The following is a 20,259-nucleotide window of genomic DNA, read 5'->3' on the forward strand; positions in this document are numbered from 1 at the left end:
CGAGCACCCGCTCGACGTGGAGGCGTTCCTGGGCCGGTTCGACCTCGGCGCCGCCGAACGCGTCCGGCTCGGGCAGTACCGCAGGCTGCTGGCGCCTCTCCCCTACCACCCCATGCGGCGCCCATAGCGGGAGCGAGGACGGACCGGAGCGGGGGCGGAGGGGGCGGGGTTCGAGACGTTCGTATATTTGTGGCGCGAGGAGTACGGCAAAGTCACGAAAACCCCGCAGGCGCCGTAAATATGCAGTCTCGAACCCCGCCGCCGCAGCCCCAGCGACCGCACCAGGACCTACAGCAACCCCGAAGCGCCAAGGACCTACAGCAACCCCGAAGCCTTCCACAACGGCTTCGAAGCCCCCCGCAACAACCCGATCTCCTCGAAGAAGTCCATCAACCTCTTCGCCGAGTGCCGCATCATCTCCTGACGGTGCCCACTCTCCCGCACCGCCGCCACCGCCTCCGCCGGATCAAGCCCGACATTCGCATACACCTTCGGACTGATCAACGACCGCGCGATCACCCGCGCCGCCTCCGCCGACATCGCCCGCGTCAGCCCGACCTCCCACCGCGGCGCGGTCACCATCTGCCGCCGCAACTCCTCCCGCGCGTACCGGATATGCCGCGCCTCCTCCACCACATGAATCCGCGTCACACCCCGCACGAACGTCTGCACCCGCTCGTCCGGAAACGTCAACCGCTGCATCCAGTCCAGAATCTCCTCCGCCAGCAACGTCCCGGTGAACGACCCCGGCGTGGTCGAGAACGTCTTGAGCACCCGCCCGAGCGAATGATCCAACCTGCTCGGCCCGTACACCGGCGTCCCGAACTTCGTCACCGCCCGAGCGAACATCTTGGAGTGCCGGCACTCGTCCGCGATCTCGGTGAGCGCGTAGCGCACATGCGCACTCGTCGGATCGAGCGAATACGTGTGCCGGAGCAGCAGTTGCATGAGGATCGTCTCGAACCACACGCCCGACGCGCACAGCGACGACGCCTCGTGCCGGGACAGCGCCAACCGCTGCTCCTGCGGCATCCGCCGCCACAACGGGGTGTCGTAGAGCGAGACCAGCTCGGGCGGCCAGAACCAGGCGCCGTCCTCGAACGGCGCCTCCCAGTCCAGCTCGATGTCAGGGTCGAAGGAGTGCTTCGCCGAGGCCGACAGCAGCCGCTCCGCCGTCTTCTCCCGGTCGATGAGGGTCGCGTCCATGGTCAACCGGCCTCCGCCGCATGAGGGTTACCTGGGGTACGGTTCTTATGAGACTCTGTGTCAACAAGCCCGTCAAGCCCTCGCGCGGCAACGGTGGCGAGTCGGACCGCGCGGACCGGAGCAGACCGACCCGGACCGACCCGGACCGACCCGACCCGGATCGGCCGGGGCCGGTCCGGTCCGGTAGTCGCCGCGAGCGAGGGCGCGGACACCAGCAGCCGCCCGATCGGAGTGTGTCGATGTCGACGGAAGGTCTCTACACGCAGCCGCCCACCGAGTGGACCTGGCAGGTCCCGGCCCAGGGCGCCGCCCGCTTCTCGTGGGAGTACGACGACGGCCGCGACCGCCTGCTCGCCCTGTACCAGAAGGGCAAGGACAAGCAGTGGGACGCGGTGCGCCGGATCGACTGGGACCTGGAGGTCGATCCGTACGACCCGCTCGGCACGCCCGACGAGGCGATGACGCTGTACGGCACCCGGTACTGGGACGCGATGAGCGAGCGCGACCGCGGGCTGCTGCGGCAGCACTACACCTCCTGGCAGTTCAGCCAGTTCCTGCACGGCGAGCAGGGCGCGATGGTCTGCGCGGCGCGCATCGTGGAGTCGGTGCCCGACCTGGACGCGAAGTTCTACTCGGCCACCCAGACCATGGACGAGGCCCGGCACGCCGAGATCTACGGCCGGTTCCTGCACGAGAAGGTCGGGATGCTCTACCCGATCAACGACAACCTCCAGGCGCTGCTGGGCGACACCCTGCGCGACTCCCGCTGGGACATGCCGTACCTCGGCATGCAGGTGCTGATCGAGGGGCTGGCGCTGGCCGCGTTCGGGATGATCCGCGACACCACGGACAAGCCGCTGCCCAAGCAGATCCTCGCCTACGTGATGCAGGACGAGGCGCGGCACGTCGCGTTCGGCCGGATGGCGCTGCGGGACTACTACAAGCAGCTGTCCGACGCCGAACTGCGCGAGCGCGAGGAGTTCGTCATCGAGGGCTGCTACCTGATGCGGGACCGGCTGCGCGGCACCGAGGTGCTGGCGAACTTCGGCATCCCGCAGGCCGAGGCGGTCGAGATGACCGAGCAGTCGGAGTTCCTGCACCTGTTCCGGAAGCTGCTCTTCAGCCGGATCGTGCCGTGCGTGAAGGACATCGGGCTGTGGGGGCCGCGGCTCCAGAAGGCGTACGTGGACCTGGGCGTCTTCGACCTGGGCGACTCCAACCTGGACCTGCTGATGAGTCAGGACGAGGAGATCGCCGAGCAACTGGACGCGGAGCGGTTCGCGGCCGAGGAGGCCGCCCGGGTCGCCGAGGTGACGGACGCCATCGCCCAGGGCGGTGAACCGGCCGGGGCCGCGCCCCGGACATAGCGGCCCCCGTCATGATCACGGACGCGCTAATCGTATGTTTATGTGATGAATGCTGGTCCGAGATCATCGCGCCCCGGGCGCCGTGCCACCAGGCGCACCCCGCCCCACGTGCCGGGGGAGAGCCCGCAGCACGGCGAGGACCGGACGCCGCCGCCCGGCGCCCGGTCCGACCGGCGCCGCACCGCCCGCCGGGCCCGGGCCCGGCGGCGCCGGAACGCGGCGCTCGGCCTCGCCGGGCTGCTGGCCGCCGTCACCGGCACGCTGTACCTGGTGCACGGAACCGGTGGCGGGCAGGCCGCCGCGAGGCCCGGCACCGGGAGCGGTCCGTCCGGGGAGCCCGCCGCGGCCGGCCAGGGCACCTCCGCCGCACCCTCGGCGCGCGGCGGCAACCACACGGGTACCGGAACCGACGGCACCCTCACCCTCGCCTTCGCCGGCGACGTCCACTTCACCGGCCGCACCGCAGGCCGGCTCACCGTCGACCCCGCGCTCGGCCCGATGTCCGCGCAACTGGCCGCCGCCGACTTCTCGATGGTCAACCTGGAGTCCGCGATCACCACCCGCGGCACCCCGCAGGCGAAGATCTACCACTTCCGCACCAGCCCCGCCGCCCTCACCGCGCTGCACGACTCCGGCGTCGACGCGGTCACCATGGCCAACAACCACGCCGTGGACTACGGCCCGCTGGGCCTGGCCGACTCCGTGGCCGCCAAGCACGCCTCACCGATCCCGGTGATCGGCATCGGCGCGAACCAGGCCGAGGCGTACCGCCCGTACACCGAGACCGTGCACGGCGTGCGGCTGGCGGTGCTGGCCGCCAGCCAGGTCTACGACATCACCAACTCCGACTTCCGGGCCGGTCCCGCCACCCCCGGCATCGCCTCCGCGCTGGACCGGCCGCGACTTCTGGCCGCCGTCCGCGCCGCGAAGGCGCACGCCGACGTGGTGGTGGTCTACCTGCACTGGGGCATCGAGGGCGAGAGCTGCCCGGTCGCCGACCAGAAGTCGATCGCCGCCGACCTGTCCGCGGCCGGTGCCACCGCCGTGGTCGGCACCCATGCCCATGTGATGCTCGGCTCCGGCATGCTCGGCCCCACCTATGTCGCCTACGGCTTCGGCAACTTCCTCTGGTACGGCTCCTCGCCCTACCCGCACTCCGACGACACCGGCGTGACCACGATCACCGTCACCCGCGCCGGCAAGGTCACCGGGGCGCGCTTCACCCCCGGGACCGTCGGCGGTGACGGGGTGCCGCAGCCGCAGACCGGTGCGGCAGCCGCCGGGATCACCGACCGCTACGGGCAGTTGCGGCGCTGCTCCGGCCTCACCGCCCCGCCCGGCGGGTAGTGCGAGGTCACCGTCCCGGCGGCACCCGGTCCGTGGGTATTGGTCCGGGTTCTGTAACGGTGCCGGTGCTGCCGCTCGGGCGCGGAACCGTACGGTGGGTGACGGCATCTATCCGATCGCGGACCGGGCGGCGACCCGGTCGCGCCAAGGAGCCGAGCGAGACGGAAAGCGGGCGGGGTACACATGACGGCACGGGGACGGATACCGGAGCAGCCGCCGTACGAACCGGGCGGGAACGGGGCGGGCGGCTCCGACGGGAACAGCGGCCCCTACGGGAACGACGGCGGCTGGAACGGCGGACCCGAGTGGAACGGCGGCCCCGGCTGGAACAGCGGGCCGCCGCAGCGCTCGCGGGCGAAGTCCGCCCCGCAGGTGGTCGCGATCGCGCTGGCCGTCGCCGTCGTGGTGCTCGCCGCCGTCGTCACCGCGATCGTCGCGCCCGGTTCCGGCAAGCACTCCTCCGCCGCCGACGACCCGAAGGCCCCGCAGAACTCGGCGCACTCCGGCTCCGCCGGCACCGCGGGCACCGGCAAGACCGGCGGCGGCTCCGGCGGCAAGGGCGGCCACTCGACGGCTCCCGGCCACCACTACCCGCTCGTGCCCGACTCGATCGTGCACGCCGCCGAGACCCCCGGCAAAGCCGTCAACATCACCATCGACGACGGGCCCGACCCGTTCTGGACGCCGAAGGTGCTGGCCGTGCTGAAAAAGCACCACGTGCACGCCACCTTCTGCATGATCGGCCCGCAGGCCCGTGACAACCCCGCCACGGTCCGCGCGGTCGTCGCCGCCGGCCACCGGCTGTGCGACCACACCGTCCACCACGACGAGGGCATGGACAAGAAGCCGGTCGCCTACCAGGAGTCGGAGATCCTGGACGCGCTGAACATGATCGAGCAGGCGTCCGGCGGCGCCCGGGTGTACTACTACCGCGCCCCCGGCGGCGCCTTCACCCCGGCCAGCCGCGCCTTCGCCGCCCAGCACGGCCTGCGCCCGCTCGGCTGGAACATCGACACCAAGGACTACGAACGCAAGGGTGTCGGCACCATCGTCAGCACCGTCAAGTACGAGATCGGCAACGGCCCGACCATCCTCTTCCACGACGGTGGCGGCGACCGCTCGCAGACCGTGGCCGCGCTCGACCAGACCCTGACCTGGTTGCAGAGCCAGGGCTACGCGTTCAGCTTCCCGCAGGTGAACTGACCCCCGCCGCAGGCTCCTTGAGCACCGCCTCCATCACCGCGCGGGCGATCGGCGCCGCGTTGCCGCCGCCGGAGATGTCCGCCCGCACCGCGTCCGCGTCCTCCACCACCACCGCGACCGCCACCGCGGCCCGGCCGCTGCCGGGCGGTTTGGCGTAGGACAGGAACCAGGCGTACGGCGTACCGGCGTTGGCCAGGCCGTGCTGCGCGGTGCCGGTCTTCCCGCCGACCACCGCCCCCGGGATCGCCGCGTTGGTCCCGGTGCCGTCGGTGACCACCGCCTCCATCAACTGCTGTAGCGCCGCCGCCGTCCGAGTGCCGACCGCCTGGTGCAGGGTGTGCGGCCGGGTCTCGGACACGGTGGTCCCGGCGTGGTTGGTGACCCGGTCCACCAGGTAGGGCGCCATCAGCCGCCCGCCGTCGCCGACCGCGGCCGCCACCATGGCCATCTGGAGCGGCGTGGCGGTGGTGTCGTACTGCCCGATCGAGGAGAGCGCCACCTGGTCCGGACTCATCGTGGTGTCCACGTTGCTCTTCGCGACGCTCGGCGGGACGCGCAACTCGTTGTCGTTGAAGCCGAACAGCTCCGCCTGCGCCACCACGTCCTGGGCGCCCAGGTCCGCGCCGAGCTTCGCGAACACCGTGTTGCACGAGTAGCGGAAGGCGTCGTACACGCTGGCGTCGCGGCAGCCCGGGCCCTCGTTGGTCAGCGCGACATTCGTGCCGGGCAGCCGGTACGGGTCGGGCGAGTCGGTCGGCGCGCGCAGGTCGGTGACCTCGCCGCCGGCCAGCGCGGCCGCCGCCGTGACCACCTTGAACGTCGAACCGGGCGGGTAGGTCTGCCGGATCGCCCGGTCCAGCATCGGCTGTTCGGGGTCGGCGTTGAGCCGCTTCCAGGCCGCCGTCACCGAAGGGCCCGCACCCGACAGCAGACCCGGGTCGTAGGACGGCGAGGAGACCAGCGCGAGGATGCGCCCGGTGGCCGGGTCGAGTGCGGCCACCGCGCCCCTGCGCCCGGCCAGCCCGTCGTACGCGGCCTGCTGCGCGGCCGGGTCGATCGTGGTGTGCACGTCGCCGCCGCGCTGCCGGGCGCGGGTGATCTCCCGCCACAGCGGCTGCTCGTGCAGCGCGGGGGAGGTGCCGTCCAGCAGGCCGTTCTCGGTGCCCTCCAGCAGGGTGGCGCCGTAGGTCTGCGACGCGAAGCCGGTGACCGGCGCGTACAGCGGGCCGTCGGCGTAGGTGCGGATGTACCTCAACTGGCCGCTGGTGGACCGCGATCCGGTCACCGTGCGGGTGCCGGCGAGGATGTCGCCGCGCGGCCGGGCGTACAGCGCGATGTCGGCGCGCCGGTTGGCGGGGTTCGCGGCGTGGCCGCCGGCCTCGACGAGCTGCACCCGGGTGGCGTTGGCGAGCAGCGCGAGCAGCAGCAGGAAGCAGAAGGCGGCGGCGTGCCGCACGCAGCGGTTCACGCCGTGCTCCCCGTGCTTTCCGGGTTCCCCGTGCTCCCCGTGCTCCCCGGGGTTTCCGGATTCCTTGGCTTCGCGGGCGGCGGGGTGTCGGGGCCGGCCGTTCCGGCCGTTTCGGCTGTTCCCGTCGTTCCGGCCGGCGCGGGCTGTTCGGGCTCCGGGCGGCGGGCCCGGTCGCTGATCCGTACCAGCAGCGCCACGATCAGCCAGTTGGCCACCACCGACGAGCCGCCCTGCGCCAGGAACGGCATCGCCATGCCGGTCAGCGGGATCAGGTCCATCACCCCGCCGGTGACCACGAACACCTGGAGCGCCAGGATCGACGCCAGGCCCGCCGCCAGCAGCCGCCCGAACGGGTCGCGGGTGGCCAGCGCCGCCGCGAACCCCCGGGCCACCAGCAGCGCGTACAGCCCCAGCAGCGCGCACAGCCCGGCGAGCCCCAACTCCTCGCCCGCGGTGGCCAGCACGAAGTCCGACTTCGCGGCGAACCCCACCAGGTACGAGGAGCCCTGGCCGAGCCCGGTGCCCAGCGCCCCGCCGTTGCCGAAGGCGAACAGCGACTGGGCGAGCTGGCTCGGCCCCTGCCCGGCGGCGATCGACGCGAACGGGTGCAGCCAGTCCCGCACCCGCGCGTGCACGTGCGGTTCGGTCCCGCCCACGGCGGCCGCGCCGGCCGCCGCCAGCAGCAGCCCCACCGCCGTCCAGCCGGTCCGCCCGGTCGCCACGTACAGCATCACCACGAACAGGCCGAAGAAGAGCAGCGAGGTGCCCAGGTCGCGCTCCAGCACCAGGACGCCCACGCTCGCCAGCCACACCGCGATCACCGGCCCCAGTACCCGCCCGGTCGGCAACTGCAGCCGCCGCAGCCCCTTCAGCCGGCCCGCGACCGGCAACGGGCGCCCGGCGTACGCCAGCGCCGCGCGGTTCGCCGCCAGGTAGCCCGCGAAGAAGATCGCCAGCAGCACCTTCGCGAACTCGCCCGGCTGGATGGAGAACCCGGCCGCCCTGATCCAGATCCGCGCCCCGTTCACCGCGGGGAACGCGATCGGCATGACCAGCAGCGCCAGGGCCGCGGTCACGCTCACATACGTGTACCTCGCCAGCACCCGGTGGTCGCGCAGCGCCAGCACCGCGACCGCGAACAGGCCCACCCCCAGCGAGGACCACACCAGTTGGGCCGGCGCCGCCCGCGGGCCGAGCACCGGCTCCAGGTCCAGCCGGTAGACCAGCACCAGGCCCAGGCCGTTGAGCAGCACCGCGATCGGCAGCAGCAGCGGATCGGCGTACCGGGCCCGCGCCCGCACCGCCACATGGGCCAGCAGCGCGAGCCCGCCCAGCCCGCCGCCGTACGCCAGCGCGTCCTTGGGCACCGCGCCGCTGCGGGCCAGCCCCACCTCCGCGTAGCCGTAGACCGAGATGCCCACCGCCGCGACCAGCAGGCACAGCTCCACCCCGCGGCGGGCGGCTGGGCGCGGCCGCGCGGCGCCGCGCGGGGGCACCGGGCGCGGCGGCCCGGGCGGGGGAGGAGCGGTCGCCGACGTTGCGCTCATGGGCCGTCACGCTAGCAACCGGCGACCGCTATGTCCGTTAAGTCGGATGTCGCGCCCCGTGCCGCGCCCGCCCGGCGCCTGCCGCCTGACCCGCCCGGCGCCCGCCTGCCGCCGGCCCCCGCGTCCGCCCGGTGCCTGCCGCCTGACCCGCCCGGCGCCCGCCCTCCCGCTGTCGGTGCCCGGCCCTAGGGTGGCCGCCATGACCCCCGCAGACGCCCCCGACGCCCCCGACGACCTCGCCGACCTGCCCTACGCCGAGCTGCTGCGCCCGCACGCCGGTCCGCTGGAGGTCGAGGGCGACTACGACACCGTGCACTTCGACCGGATCGACTTCCCCGCCCGCAGCCGCGCCACCGGGTCCCGCTTCCTGGAATCGGCCGTCACCGACTGCTCCTTCGCCGAGACCGACCTGCGCGGCGCCCGGATGAACGACCTGTGGGCGTCCGGCAGCCGGCTCACCGGCGTCTCGCTCGCCGAGAGCAACTGGCTGGACTCCGCGCTGATCGGCTGCTCGCTGGCCGGGGTCGAGGCGTTCGGCTCGGTGCTGCGCCGGGTGGTCTTCCGCCGCTGCAAGCTCGACTCGGTGAACCTGCGCGCGGCCCGGCTGCACGACGTGGTCTTCGAGGACTGCGTGCTGCGCGACGTCGATCTCGGCGAGGCCCGGCTGGACGGGGTGGCCTTCCCCGGCAGCCGGTTGGAGCAGGCCCGCCTCGGCCGCGCCGAACTGAAGCGGACCGACCTGCGCGGCGCCGTCGGCATCGACCTCGCCGACGGGTACGAGAGCCTGCGCGGCGCGGTGATCAGTTCGGGGCAACTGCTGGACCTCGCACCCGCCCTGGCGCAGACTCTCGGCATCACCGTGAAGGACCGCTGACCGGCCGCAACAGGCGTCCCGGGACACCCGTTCCGCCACCCCTGGTGACAGCCTTGACAGGTGCTCTGTTGCGCGATCGCGCCATTGCGGATTCCGGCCGGTCGGCGGGCATTGTCCGGATCACCCGCTTCCTGGTTCGCTCTTCTTACCGCCCCCGGCGAGAAGGGAACGACTCAGTGCAGGAGATCGAGTTCCGGAGCGCACACCATCTGTGTGTCGAGACGGACCCGGCGCTGTGCGTGCCCTGCCAGGAGCGGCTGGATCGGCAACTCGCCTTGCTTCCCCGGGTATACGGCGAGTTGGAGGTCGCGCTCGTACCGGCGCCGGACTCCGGCGACCGAGAGACCGGCACTGCCCGGCCCGGCATCCCCCTGAACGGGCCGGCTGTCGAGGCGCGCGCCGCTGTACGAGGCACTCTCGCCTCCTGGGCCGATCTGATTGTCGAGGGCCGGACCGTTCGCCTCCCCCTGCGGACGGTACCGGCCCTCGCCGCATTCCTGCGTCGGCATCTGGGTTGGCTGGCCGTACACCCGGCCGCCGACGACGCCGCCACGGACATAGACGCGGTACTCCGCGAAGCCCTGCGGATACTGCGCTTCCCCAGCTTCCCCGCCGTGCCCACCGGCATCGGCGCCTGCTGAACCCCCAGCCCGAGACTTCCTGCGGAGCCGTCCCCCCATCACCGCGGCCCCCCACACGCAGGAAGCGCTGTACGGCCCGTGAACCATCTCGGGCCGTACAGCGCGGGGGCTGCGGGAGACGATCGGAGCTCTAGGCCGGCGGGTACCAGATGGTGGGAGTGAACACCCGCTGGCCGGTGCCGCTGTCGGAGTCGCTCGACGTGAGGGTCGCGGACTGGACCGCGGCGGTGTGCGGGGTGCTGACGGCTGGCGGAGTCACGGGGGGAGCACCGGCGGCGACGGCGACACCGGTGCCGCCGATGGAGCCGAGTGCGAGCGCCAATGCAGCGACGGCGGGCGCGTGGGCCCTGAGCCATTTACGCGACATCGGATTCCTTAGCAGTCAAGGCCGGGGGTAGCCTGAAGTGGTTCCTGAGCTCAAATGCGCATGAGCCTGCTCCAGGATGCCAATGCCGCCAAGTGGAGCACCACGTTCCGATGGTGCGAAAGTACGCCATGGCGCGTACGCGCACATTCAGATGAGGTCATTGGTAGCCGCAAGTACACCGGCCTGGAATCGGCTCTCCGCATCAAGATAGCGCATCACCTCTGACACCAGGCGACTCACTGTGCGCAGGGATACCCCCAGTTTCCTTGCGATGCGCTCATCGGTCAGGCCGTTCGCGAGCAGGCGCAGGGTGGTGCGGTGCTGCTCGGTCAGTTCGTGCTCGTCGTCCGGGTTGGTCGACGTCTTGGCCGTGTGTGGCACGGCGCGCAGCCAGCAGTCCTCGTACACGGCCAGGTAGGAGCGGACCAGGACCGGCCCGCGGATGACCACCGCGGGGCCGTCCGGGTCGGAGGGTTCGGCCCGGGTGAGCGCGGTGTGTTCGTCGGCCACCAGAAGGTCGAACGGCACCTGGGGAATGAGCCGGACTTCCGCGCCGAGCGCCGCCAGATCACTCAGGTATTTCCGTTGCCGGGGGCCGGAATTCACGCTCTGGCCGTAAAGGGCGCGTACCCGGATGTTCTTCTCGATGAACGCCCGGTCGGAATCGAGCGAGCTCTCCAGGAATTCCGGTGGGGGCAGCGGACCCGGATGCATGGAAGAGACGACTTCCGAAACCGTCGCGCCGAAATCACGGACGAACTCCCGGCGGCGGGCCGGCCCGCTGAGCACCTCCACCTCGACGTCGGCGGGCTCCCTGGTCACCATGGGGCGGTACCGCTCCATCAGCGTCTCGGCCGCCTTGACCACGGCGGTCAGCTCGTCACGCTGCGCGAGGAGGGTCTCGCGCTGCCTGGCCAGCAGCCCCATGAGCGCCGTGTCGGGCTCGACGGAGTCCGTCTTGCCCGGCCGCCAGCTCGGCCGCACCAGCCCGAGGTCGTCCAGCTCGCGCCAGCCGGCCGCGGCCTCCTCGTCGGCCAGGCCCAGGCTCGCGTTGACCGTCTCGCGCTCGCAAGAGCCGTTGGCCAGCAGCGCCCGGTATATCGCGAGTCCGATACCGGCCGCGTCCGCGTCCCCACGTCGTGCCACACCGGCCACGTCCGCTCCCCCTCACTTCACACCCTGTGTTGCCCCGGCGGGCTCGCGCGGTTGCCGAGTCGACGCCCGTAGCGACTTTAGCAATGGATACGTCAGGTGCCAGAGGCGCTGCTTCGGCCTTCCTTTGTCGGCCGACGGCGCACCACCCCATAATCGATCACACGACCGCCGAACGCCACCTTTCCGATGGACGGCAGAAAGAGGTTCCCGATGGCAGAGCCGGGCCTTTCCGACGGCCCCCTTCCGGCGCGGAGCCGGTCGGCGGGACGGCCGGTGCCCGTGGTGCTCGTCGGCGCGGGGAAGGTCGCGCACGCCGCGCATCTGCGGGAGGTGCGGGACCTGCCGGGGGAGCTGCGGCTGGCCGCCGTCGTGGAGACCGACCCGCGGCACGTCGACGCGCTGCGGCACTCCGGGTTCGGCGGGGTCCCGGTGTGCGGGTCGGCCGAGGAGGCGGTGCGGGCCGGGGCGCGGGGCGCGCTGGTGTGCACGCCGTGGTGGACGCACCGCGAGGTGGTCGCGGAGTGCCTGGCCGCCGGGCTGCCGGTGCTGTGCGAGAAGCCGGTGAGCCTGGACCCGGCGGAGATCGACGAGCTGGCCGCGGCCGAGCGGCGCACCGGACTGCCGGTCGCGGCCGGCTACATGAAGCGGCACGACCCGGTGGTGCGGCTCTTCGTCGACCACTGCCGCGACCGCCTCGACCAAGCCCGCCGCTTCACCGTGGACATCCACGACCCGAACGCGCCGCACCAGGTCGCGCACCTGGTGCCGTACGACCCGCCGCCCTTCGGCCCGCAGCCGCCGCCGGCCCGGGAGGCGCTGGCCCGCGCGCTCGGCCCGGGGTCCACCGGCGCGCAGCGGGAGGCGTACGCCCGGGGGCTCGGCGGATCGCTGATCCACCAGGTGAACCTGGTGCACGCGGCGCTGGCCGGCAGCGGCCGGGAGCTGTACGGATCTCTGCTGCACGCCGATCTGTGGGCCGGGGGCGCCGGCGTGAGCTGCCGTTGGCGCCCCGACGACGCGCTGCTGGTCGACATGACCCATCAACGGCTGCCCAAGCACCGCCGCTATCGGGAGGTGCTGGAGTTCACCGCGGAGGACGGCGTGGCCACCCTCACGCTGCCCTCGCCGTGGGCGCGCGACGAAGCGGCCACGCTCACCGTCGAGAGCTGGGACGCCGGGCGCGGGCTGGCCGAGCGCCGCGTCCACACCGCGGAGCCCGGGCACACCGGGTTCCGGCGGCAGCTCATGGCCTGGGCGCGGCAGCTGAGCGGGGAGGGGGACACCGCGCTGCCCGGTCTGGCGGATGTGCGCCAGGACGCCCGGGCGGTGCGTGAGGCGGCCCTGCGGCTGAGCTGACCTGAGGCGGGGTGCGCGGCGGCCCTTGTGGCCGGGCTGACCTGAGGCGGCGCGTGAGGCGATCCCTTGGCCGGGCTGCCCCGAGGCGGGGTGCGAGGCGATCCCGTGGCCGGGCTGCCCCGAGGCGGGGTGCGAGGCGATCCCGTGGCCGGGCTGCCCCGGGGGGCGCGTGGAGATCCGGGTTCGGGGTACCCGCCGGGTCAGGAGCTCCTTCACACGGAGGTGACGGCACATGCTGATCCTGGGACTTCTGCTCCTCGCCTGCACCGCGGCGTTCGTCGGACTCGCGATCGCGGACAACATCTCGGGCGGCCCGCACTACGACGTGAGCATCCTCGGTCACCACATCGCGTCCTTGAACGGGCTCGCGATCTTCTGCGCCGGACTCGCGCTGGCCCTGATCTTCGGCCTCGGCTGCATGATGGCGATGACCGGTGGGCTGCTGCACCGCCGCAAGGCGCGCAGGAACCGTGCCATCCGGCGTGACGCGGCCGCCACCGCCCGCGAACGGGACACGCTGGCGGCGCGGGTCGGCGACGAGGACGCGGCGGCGGGCGCGCCCGCCGGGGCCGGGACGGCCGCGGCCGGCACCGGCGAGGGCTCGCACCGGGTCGACGCGCCATCCCGTCCACGGCACCACGCGCGGCATCTGTTCGGGCACTGAGCGCGCACAAAACGGCGGCCCCGGGGAAACCCGGGGCCGCCGAACGATGCGGTGACGGCCCCGGGGGGGGATGGGGGCCGCCACGCAGGTCCTACGTTACGCGTCTTCGGCGGGTGGTGTGGCGAAGCACGGCCATTCGGCGTGGCGAATTCGCGGCATCACCGAAAAAGACGGCAGCCGGGCCGGCGACCACGGGGGGAGTCGCCGGCCCGGCCGGTCCTGTGGGCCGTCGCCAGTCGTCGGGCGCGACCCGCGCGCGACGATCAACATGCAGGCCCCATCCTGGACTTCGAAGCTGTCGTCGTCAACGGAGGTAAACCGGACAGGCGGTGCTTTTCATCCTGGCTCAAAGATGGCTCGACAGCGCCGCGATGGCGCGCTCGGCACCGCCCGCGCAACCGTTCGCCGTGCTCACCGCCGGGCGCGGGCGGGCTGGGCGGCGGCCAGCGCGCGCCCGGCCGCGGTGATCCGGGCGAGTTCGGCGAGGTCCGGCTCGGCCGGGTCGAGCAGGGGCGGGCGCACTCCGCCGACGTCCAGACCGCCCTGGCGTACTCCCGCCTTGACCAGGGCGACCGCGTAGCCGGGCACCCGGTCGCGCAGCGCCACCAGCGGGCGGAAGAAGGTGGCCAGCAGTCCCTCGACGAGGTCGCCGTCGCCGCTCTCCACCGCCCGGTGGAAGGCGGTCGAGATGTCGGGTGCGAAGCAGAACACCGCCGAGGAGTACAGCTCCACGCCGATCTCCCGGTAGGCGGGCACCGAGACCTCGGCGGTGGGCAGGCCGTTGAAGAACCGGAACGGCTTGCCCTCGCCCCGCTCGCGCAGCGCCTGCCGGACCGAGGTCACGATCCGCGCCATCAGCTCCAGGTCGCCGTAGCCGTCCTTGATGCCCACGACCTGCGGCAGCAGGGCGACTTCGGCGGCCGAGGCGGGGTCGAGGACGGCGGTGCCGCGGTGGTAGACGATCACCGGCAGGTCGGTCTCCGCCGCGACCTGCTCGACGTAGCGGACCAGGCCGGCCGCGGGGGAGCGCACCAGGTACGGCGGCATCAGCAGCAGGCCGTCCGCGCCGGCGGCGCGCGCCGCGCGGGCGAAGGCGCGGGCCAGCGGGAGCGGGCCGCCGGCGCCCGCGTAGACCGGCACCCGCCCGCCGGTGGCCTCGACCGCGGCGCGTACCGCCAGGGCGTACTCCTCGGGCTCCAGCGCGTGGAACTCGCCGGTGCCGCAGGCCACGAAGACGCCGCCGGCGCCGGCGTCCAGGCCGGCGCGGACGTGGCGCGCCAGCAGGTCGGGGGCGACCTGCCCGGTGGGGGTGAAGGGGGTGACGGGGAAGAACAGCACGCCGTGGAAGAGGGACACGTCGTTGGCTCCTTGCGGTTCAAAGGTGGGCTCGGGGACCGTGCGGGCGGCCGGTTCGCCCGCGGTGCCGGACCTCGCGGCGGGTGGGTGGCCGCCCGTGCGGTCTCGCTCCCGGAGCTGCGCCCGGCGGTTTCGGCCGGGTGCCCGTGGGTGCGTGCTCCTCCTCCCGGCGGACGGGTCCTCGCCGGGAGGAGGAGTGGGGGTCAGCTGCTCGGGGTGACCGTGATGTCGGTCAGGCCCTTGCCGCCGCTGGCGGTGTTGGAGTCGTAGACGACGTTCTGGTCGTCGTCGGCGCACTTCTTGTTGTTCGTGACGTTGATGCCGTAGCCGTCGGAGGCGGTGACGGAGAAGGTGTTGCCGGCGAAGGTGTTGCCGCAGCCGTAGGGCGACTGCGCGGTGTGGGTCTGGAAGCCGTCGAGGTAGGGGTGGGAGACCTTGTTGCCGTCGATCCGGTAGCCGTCCCCCTTGGCGTCGATCGTGGAGTCGGCGGAGTTCTCGTTCTGCTCGCCGGTGCCGTCGAAGGTGTTGCCGCTGACCACGCCGTTCTTGGTGCCCTCCTTGATGTCCAGGCCCTCGGCGGCGACGTTCGGGCCGATCCGGTTCTTCAGCACCTGCACGTCGTCGGAGGCGTCCACGCCGCTGGAGCCCGCGTAGCAGGCCCAGTTGCTCTTCGCCGAGCCGATGTAGACGCCCTCGCCGTAGCCGGGCTGGTTCTGGCCGGTGTCGTGGACGTAGGAGTTCTCGATCACGCCGTCGGAGCTGCCCTTGCGGAAGTGGACGCCCTCGTCGCCGATGTTGCGCACCTCGACGCCGTCGATGGTCACGTGCGGGGCGGCGTCCATGACGATGCCCTTGCTCGCGGTGTCGACGGTGAAGCCGGTGAGGTGCCAGTAGGCGGCGCCGTCGAGGTACAGGCCGTAGCCGGTGCCGCCGGTCGGGCAGGACGAGGCCGGGGTGGCGGCGGATGCGGCGCGGGCGGCGGTGGGGGACGCCGCCCGCGCGTTCGTGGCGACCGCGGACGGGCCGGTGTACTCCGAGCTGTGCAGGACCGCTTTGGCGCTGCCGACCAGGGTGATCGGCTTCGACGAGGTGCCCGCCGTGGTGGCGACGAACTTGCCGGTGTACGAGCCGTCGGCGAGCTGGATGGTGTCGCCCGGCGCCGCCGCGGCGAGGGCCGCCACGAGCTGGTCGGAGGTGGACACGGAGACCGTCGCGGCGTGGGACACGGCGTGGGACGAGGCGGCGGGGCGGGCGGCGTCGGCCGCGGTCGCGGACGCGGTGCCGCCCGCCGCGACGAGCCCGCCGGTAGCGGCGAGCGCGGCCAACGCGGTGCTGAGCAGGGGTCGGTCGGGCATGTGGGGTTGCCTCCCGGATCGATGGCGTGCCGGCGTGATCGAGTTCATGTGCATGAATTCAAGTCGCAATACTGAACCATTGCGACGTCTGGTGAAGCTAAGGTGACTGTCCGTCCGCGTCAAGAGGGCTGCGCAAACGTGTCGGAACCCTTGACCGCGCCGCCGCCTCGCCCTAGGGTCCCGGCTATTCCTGGATGTGGACATGATTCCAGTACATGAACGGAGTGGACGATGAGCGCGCCCCGTACCAGCACCACAGGCAGCATCCGCCGGCGACGAGCCCTTCCGATGGCGGCCCTCGCGATCACCCTCGTCACCGCCTCCACCGCGCTCACCGCGTGCGGCGGGGGGTCCGGCGGCGGCTCGGCGTCGGGCCCGTTGAAGGTCTGGGTGCGCGGCGCGGGCGACTCGCAGAAGGCCTACCAGATGGTCTTCGACGGCTACACCAGGAAGACCGGCGTGAAGGTCCAGCTCTTCATGACCAACACCGACTTCGAGACCAAGCTCAACGCGGCCGCCGCCGCCCACAAGCTGCCCGACGTGGTGATAGACGACGGCTCCCAACTCGGCGCGTTCAAGAGCCAGGGCATCATCACCGAGGTCGACCAGGCGAAGATCAGCGGCGCGTCCCAGGTGAGCGGCGCCGCGTGGAAGTCCGTGGCGGACGACCAGGGCAAGACCTACGGCGTGCCGTTCTCCGCGCAGGCCAACGTCCTGCTGGTGCGCAGCGACTGGCTGAAGAAGGTCGGCATGCAGCCGCCGAAGACCTGGGCCGACCTGGAGAAGGTCGCCGAGGCGTTCACCACCCAGGACCCCGACGGCAACGGCAAGAACGACACCTACGGCCTGGCCGTGCCCGGCTCCACCCAGCGCGGCTACCTCTCCTGGTTCTGGTCGAACTTCCTCTACCAGGCCGGCGGCAACTTCCTGGAGCCCACCGGCAGCGGCGGCTTCCGCTCGGTCGTCGACTCGCCGCAGGCGGTGCGGGCCGCGCAGTTCCTGGAGAAGCTGTACTGCACCGACAAGGTGGTCCAGCCCGGCGCGCTCAACAACCTGACCACCGACACCAACAAGGCGTTCCAGACCGGCGTGGCCGGCATGTACCTCACCGGCCCCTACGCCTACGCGACCATGGACGCCACCGCCGTCAAGGGGAAGTACGACGTGGTCGCCCCGCCGGCCGGGCCCAAGGGCACCGGCAGCCTCGCCGAGGGCACCACCGTCTACGCGATGGCCGGCTCCAAGCGCGCAGCCGACTTCGACGCGCTCGCCTCGTACATGGTCTCGCCCGAGGCGCAGAAGACCGGGATGACCGGCGTGCCCACGTCCACCATCGTGCGGCTGCCGATCAACACCACCGTCGATCCGGCGACCGTGCACGCGGGCGACCCGCGCTGGCAGGTCGCCCAGCAGGTCTACGCGAAGAGCTCCACCTACGAGCCGGTGAGCGCCCCCGGTTGGGAGACCTACCGCAGCGACGCCTCGGAGAGCCTCAACAAGATGCTGTCCGGTTGCGGCGACCCCGGCAAGACGCTGGCCTCGCTCGACTCCCAGTACCGGTCGCTGCTCAAGAAGTAGCCGGTGCCCGCCCGCCGGTACCCCGAAGCAGCGGACGCCCGCGGCACCGATGCCCGTAGCAGACGACGGCAGAAGACGACGGCAGAAGAAGACGGCAGACGACACATGGCCCTGACCAAGGACCGGCCCGGAGGCAGCCCGCGCAGCGGCCGCCCCCGGTTCCCGGCCGGCAACCGCAACCCCTCCGCGCCGCGCGCCCTGCCCAGGTGGCCGCGGGTGGCCACCCCCTGGCTCTACCTGGCGCCCGTACTGGTCCTCTTCGGCGTCTTCAAGTTCTGGCCGACGCTGTGGGGGATGTACCTCAGCTTCTTCGAGGTGCGTCCCTACCTGGGCAACAGATGGGTCGGCTGGAACAACTTCAGCACCGCCTTCCACGACGCGGCGCTGCGCTCGGCGGTCGAGCACACCGTCGTGGACGCGCTGGTCACGGTGGCCGCCTCGGCGCTGCTCGGCTTCGGGCTCGCGCTGCTGCTCGAAGGCCCGGCCCGGCATCTGCGCATCCTGCGCACGGCCGCGTTCCTGCCGGTGGTCACCGCGATGGTGGCCGTCGCCGAACTGTGGAACACCATCCTCTACCCCGGCGGCTACGGCACCCTCAACTCCCTGCTCGGCCATGTCGGCCTGGGCCCCGAGCCGTTCCTGTCCTCGCCGCACTCCTCGCTCGCCTCGGTGATGCTGATCCAGGTGTGGAAGAGCGCCCCGTACGACATGGTCATCTTCGTCGCCGGACTGGCCGGCATCGACCGGCAGTTGTACGAGGCCGCGGCGATCGACGGGGCCGGCGCGTGGCACCGGCTGCGGCACGTCACGCTGCCGTCGCTGCGCCCGGTGACCACCATCGTGCTCACCCTCGGCATCATCCGGGGACTGCGGGTCTTCACCGAGATCTATGTCCTGACCGGCGGCGGCCCGGCCGGCTCCACCGAGACCATCGTCACCTACACCTACAAACAGGGCATCCAGAACAACCAGTTGGGGATGGCCTCGGCCGTGTCCACCGTGCTGTTCCTGGTCACCGTCCTGCTGACCTGCCTCACCTTGTGGTGGCGCAGGCGCAAGGAGGCATGAGCAGCATGAGCGCCCCCACCACCGCGCTGGGCCTGCGGATGCCCACCAAGGCGTGGACCCGCACCGCGGTCCGTGTCGTGCTCTACGCCGCGGTGCTCTTCGTCTTCGTGATGCCGCTGTGGACGATGGTCGCCACCGTCTTCAGCGGCACCACCCTCAAGACCGGCCAGATGTCGCTCTTCCCCGGGCACTTCACCCTCGCCAACGTCCGCACCGCCTTCCGGTTCGGGGTCGGCCGGGGGCTGCTCAACTCGGTGATCGTCACCGGCGTCGGGCTCTTCCTCCAGGTCACGGTGAGCGCCTTCGCGGCGTACGCGCTGGCCCGCAAGAAGTTCCGCGGCCAGGCCGTGGTGCTGCTGGCGATCCTCGCCACCATGATGATGCCGGAGGAGGTCATCGCGATCCCGCTCTACCTGGTGCTCGGCAAGGTCCCCGACCCGCTGGGCGGCAGCGACCTGCTCGACTCGTACTCGGGGCTGATCCTTCCGGTGGTCGGCTGGGCGCTGCCGATCTACGTGCTCACCGGGTTCATGAAGACCATCCCGGCCGAACTGGAGGAGGCCGCCCGCGTCGACGGCGCCCGGGACCTGCGGATCTTCTTCCAGATCATCCTGCCGCTGTGCCGGCCCGCGCTGGGCACCTGCGCGGTGTTCGGCTTCCTGATGATCTGGGACCAGTACCTGCTGCCGCTGCTGGTCGCCTCCACCCCGCACATGTACACGATGACCCTGGTCGTCACGAGCCTGTCCTCCAGCCAGGAGCAGGGCGAGGGGGTGCGGATGGCGGCGTCGCTGATGCTGATGATCCCGAGCGTGCTGGTCTACCTCGGGCTCCAGCGGCTCTTCGAACGCGGCATGCTCAACGGCTCGTTGAAGGGATGAGCCGCGGTGACCGAGGTCTCCTCGGGTGGTACGGTCCCCGGATCGTGCCGAGTGGGGGGAGTGGGGGGAGTGACGGCGATGAGGAGCCGGATCGGCCGGATGGCGGTCTCGGCGGTCGTCCTGGGAACCGTGGCGGTCGCGTCGGCCGGGTGCGGCGGCGGGTCGTCGGGCGCGGGGAAGAAGCTGGACCCGTCCGGGCTGGTGAAGCTCGGGGACGAGGTGGCGGCCGGGAAGACCACGACGTGCCCGGTGCCGTACCGGATGGACAAGGCCGCCAGGAGCGCCGGGCTGACCGGGCACGCGGCGCTCATGCGGGACAAGGACGCGGTGAGCGCGGACACCGAGAAGGGCGCCGATCCGACGGCGCCGGTGGCCAAGGCGCACGGCGTGGTCGTCTACTGCAACTACACGATCGGCGAGCAGGAGACGGATCTGACCACGGTCGCCACCCGGACCGACGACCCGGCGGACGGCAAGGACCCGGCGCTGTCCATGACGCTTCCGCTGATCGCGTCCCGGGCGCACCTGCCGAACTCCCGGTTGGAGGCGTACTTCGCCAAGTGCCTGGCGGCTAAGCCCGGTACGCCGGTGCTCACCCCGTCCGGCAACGTCGCGGTGGTGACGCTGCCCGCGACGTCGGGGAACATCCTGCTGATGGTGGACGTGGTCGACGACGACGCCGGGCACATCGCGCTGCCGGCGAAGTCCGTGGCGCCGCTCGCCCGCTCGCTGGCGGAGCAGGCCCGCTGGTAGTCCGCGGCGCGCCCGGACGCGTGCTCGCGCGCGTGCGTCCGGGCGCGTGTCCGCGGGTACGTCCGGGTGGCCG

18 protein-coding genes are annotated in these 20,259 nt (G+C 72.2%); 11 read left to right on the plus strand and 7 right to left on the minus strand.

Annotated features, from left to right (window positions below):
• Positions 1-315: 315 nt before the first annotated feature.
• Positions 316-1,206, minus strand: a complete 891-nt coding sequence (locus tag AB0399_RS36920) for a diiron oxygenase (RefSeq protein ID WP_329364865.1) — start codon at positions 1,204-1,206, stop codon at positions 316-318.
• 239 nt (positions 1,207-1,445) lie between these two features.
• Between AB0399_RS36920 and AB0399_RS36925 the strand changes: the two genes are divergently transcribed.
• From AB0399_RS36925 to AB0399_RS36935, 3 genes are all read left to right on the plus strand, one after another.
• The gene (locus AB0399_RS36925; protein ID WP_328469206.1) at positions 1,446-2,573 is read left to right on the plus strand and encodes a ferritin-like domain-containing protein; all 1,128 of its coding nucleotides are present in this window, start codon (positions 1,446-1,448) and stop codon (positions 2,571-2,573) included.
• Between the two features lie 108 nt (positions 2,574-2,681).
• Complete coding sequence (locus tag AB0399_RS36930; RefSeq protein WP_366414266.1) at positions 2,682-3,920, plus strand: CapA family protein; 1,239 nt, start codon at positions 2,682-2,684, stop codon at positions 3,918-3,920.
• A 372-nt stretch (positions 3,921-4,292) separates the two neighbouring features.
• Positions 4,293-5,123 (plus strand): polysaccharide deacetylase family protein, encoded by an 831-nt coding sequence (locus AB0399_RS36935; protein ID WP_366414278.1) that lies wholly within the window; start codon positions 4,293-4,295, stop codon positions 5,121-5,123.
• Here the strand turns inward: AB0399_RS36935 and AB0399_RS36940 are convergent.
• Positions 5,101-6,591: a penicillin-binding transpeptidase domain-containing protein gene (locus tag AB0399_RS36940; protein ID WP_366414267.1), complete on the minus strand. Its 1,491-nt coding sequence runs from the start codon at positions 6,589-6,591 to the stop codon at positions 5,101-5,103. The two genes, AB0399_RS36935 and AB0399_RS36940, sit on opposite strands and share 23 nt — an antisense overlap.
• Positions 6,588-8,138, minus strand: coding sequence for an FtsW/RodA/SpoVE family cell cycle protein (locus tag AB0399_RS36945; protein WP_366414268.1), 1,551 nt, complete (start codon positions 8,136-8,138; stop codon positions 6,588-6,590). Before AB0399_RS36945 ends, AB0399_RS36940 begins: the two co-directional genes overlap by 4 nt.
• A 199-nt stretch (positions 8,139-8,337) precedes the next feature.
• Here AB0399_RS36945 and AB0399_RS36950 point away from each other — a divergent pair, with 199 nt between their 5' ends.
• A complete protein-coding gene (locus tag AB0399_RS36950) occupies positions 8,338-9,012 on the plus strand; it encodes a pentapeptide repeat-containing protein (protein WP_329364857.1) in 675 nt (224 codons plus the stop codon).
• A gap of 176 nt (positions 9,013-9,188) precedes the next feature.
• Complete coding sequence (locus AB0399_RS36955; RefSeq protein ID WP_328469216.1) at positions 9,189-9,653, plus strand: hypothetical protein; 465 nt, start codon at positions 9,189-9,191, stop codon at positions 9,651-9,653.
• Between the two features lie 130 nt (positions 9,654-9,783).
• Here AB0399_RS36955 and AB0399_RS36960 read toward each other — a convergent pair whose 3' ends face one another.
• Positions 9,784-10,020: a hypothetical protein gene (locus tag AB0399_RS36960; protein ID WP_366414269.1), complete on the minus strand. Its 237-nt coding sequence runs from the start codon at positions 10,018-10,020 to the stop codon at positions 9,784-9,786.
• Between the two features lie 147 nt (positions 10,021-10,167).
• Positions 10,168-11,175 (minus strand): helix-turn-helix transcriptional regulator, encoded by a 1,008-nt coding sequence (locus AB0399_RS36965; RefSeq protein WP_366414270.1) that lies wholly within the window; start codon positions 11,173-11,175, stop codon positions 10,168-10,170.
• 210 nt (positions 11,176-11,385) lie between these two features.
• Between AB0399_RS36965 and AB0399_RS36970 the strand changes: the two genes are divergently transcribed.
• Complete coding sequence (locus AB0399_RS36970; protein WP_329364852.1) at positions 11,386-12,531, plus strand: Gfo/Idh/MocA family oxidoreductase; 1,146 nt, start codon at positions 11,386-11,388, stop codon at positions 12,529-12,531.
• Positions 12,532-12,763: 232 nt separating this feature from the next.
• Entirely contained in the window at positions 12,764-13,195 is a 432-nt protein-coding gene (locus AB0399_RS36975) for a hypothetical protein (protein WP_366414271.1), read from the plus strand.
• Between the two features lie 411 nt (positions 13,196-13,606).
• Here the strand turns inward: AB0399_RS36975 and AB0399_RS36980 are convergent, their stop codons facing one another.
• Complete coding sequence (locus AB0399_RS36980) at positions 13,607-14,551, minus strand: 5-dehydro-4-deoxyglucarate dehydratase (RefSeq protein WP_366414272.1); 945 nt, start codon at positions 14,549-14,551, stop codon at positions 13,607-13,609.
• A 203-nt stretch (positions 14,552-14,754) separates the two neighbouring features.
• On the minus strand, positions 14,755-15,906 hold the full coding sequence (locus tag AB0399_RS36985; protein ID WP_366414273.1) for a right-handed parallel beta-helix repeat-containing protein: 1,152 nt from the start codon (positions 15,904-15,906) through the stop codon (positions 14,755-14,757).
• 231 nt (positions 15,907-16,137) lie between these two features.
• Here AB0399_RS36985 and AB0399_RS36990 point away from each other — a divergent pair, with 231 nt between their 5' ends.
• The 4 genes from AB0399_RS36990 (at position 16,138) to AB0399_RS37005 (ending at position 20,186) form a co-directional block, all read left to right on the plus strand.
• A complete protein-coding gene (locus AB0399_RS36990; RefSeq protein WP_366414274.1) occupies positions 16,138-17,484 on the plus strand; it encodes a sugar ABC transporter substrate-binding protein in 1,347 nt (448 codons plus the stop codon).
• Between the two features lie 105 nt (positions 17,485-17,589).
• Entirely contained in the window at positions 17,590-18,552 is a 963-nt protein-coding gene (locus AB0399_RS36995) for a sugar ABC transporter permease (protein ID WP_366414275.1), read from the plus strand.
• Complete coding sequence (locus AB0399_RS37000; RefSeq protein ID WP_366414276.1) at positions 18,549-19,433, plus strand: carbohydrate ABC transporter permease; 885 nt, start codon at positions 18,549-18,551, stop codon at positions 19,431-19,433. Before AB0399_RS36995 ends, AB0399_RS37000 begins: the two co-directional genes overlap by 4 nt.
• Positions 19,434-19,502: 69 nt before the next feature.
• Complete coding sequence (locus tag AB0399_RS37005; protein ID WP_366414277.1) at positions 19,503-20,186, plus strand: hypothetical protein; 684 nt, start codon at positions 19,503-19,505, stop codon at positions 20,184-20,186.
• The last annotated feature ends 73 nt before the right edge of the window (positions 20,187-20,259 follow it).

This window comes from Streptomyces sp. NPDC088194, assembly GCF_040702025.1.
Classification (GTDB): domain Bacteria; phylum Actinomycetota; class Actinomycetes; order Streptomycetales; family Streptomycetaceae; genus Actinacidiphila.

What these genes read in the sequence shown, in the direction of transcription:
- AB0399_RS36920 (WP_329364865.1), bottom strand. Translation starts at nt 1,206, where the DNA reads ATGGACGCGACCCTCATCGACCGGGAGAAGACGGCGGAGCGGCTGCTG.
- AB0399_RS36925 (WP_328469206.1), top strand. Translation starts at nt 1,446, where the DNA reads ATGTCGACGGAAGGTCTCTACACGCAGCCGCCCACCGAGTGGACCTGG.
- AB0399_RS36945 (WP_366414268.1), bottom strand. Translation starts at nt 8,138, where the DNA reads ATGAGCGCAACGTCGGCGACCGCTCCTCCCCCGCCCGGGCCGCCGCGC.
- AB0399_RS36950 (WP_329364857.1), top strand. Translation starts at nt 8,338, where the DNA reads ATGACCCCCGCAGACGCCCCCGACGCCCCCGACGACCTCGCCGACCTG.
- AB0399_RS36960 (WP_366414269.1), bottom strand. Translation starts at nt 10,020, where the DNA reads ATGTCGCGTAAATGGCTCAGGGCCCACGCGCCCGCCGTCGCTGCATTG.
- AB0399_RS36970 (WP_329364852.1), top strand. Translation starts at nt 11,386, where the DNA reads ATGGCAGAGCCGGGCCTTTCCGACGGCCCCCTTCCGGCGCGGAGCCGG.
- AB0399_RS36975 (WP_366414271.1), top strand. Translation starts at nt 12,764, where the DNA reads ATGCTGATCCTGGGACTTCTGCTCCTCGCCTGCACCGCGGCGTTCGTC.
- AB0399_RS36985 (WP_366414273.1), bottom strand. Translation starts at nt 15,906, where the DNA reads ATGCCCGACCGACCCCTGCTCAGCACCGCGTTGGCCGCGCTCGCCGCT.
- AB0399_RS36990 (WP_366414274.1), top strand. Translation starts at nt 16,138, where the DNA reads ATGAGCGCGCCCCGTACCAGCACCACAGGCAGCATCCGCCGGCGACGA.
- AB0399_RS36995 (WP_366414275.1), top strand. Translation starts at nt 17,590, where the DNA reads ATGGCCCTGACCAAGGACCGGCCCGGAGGCAGCCCGCGCAGCGGCCGC.
- AB0399_RS37000 (WP_366414276.1), top strand. Translation starts at nt 18,549, where the DNA reads ATGAGCAGCATGAGCGCCCCCACCACCGCGCTGGGCCTGCGGATGCCC.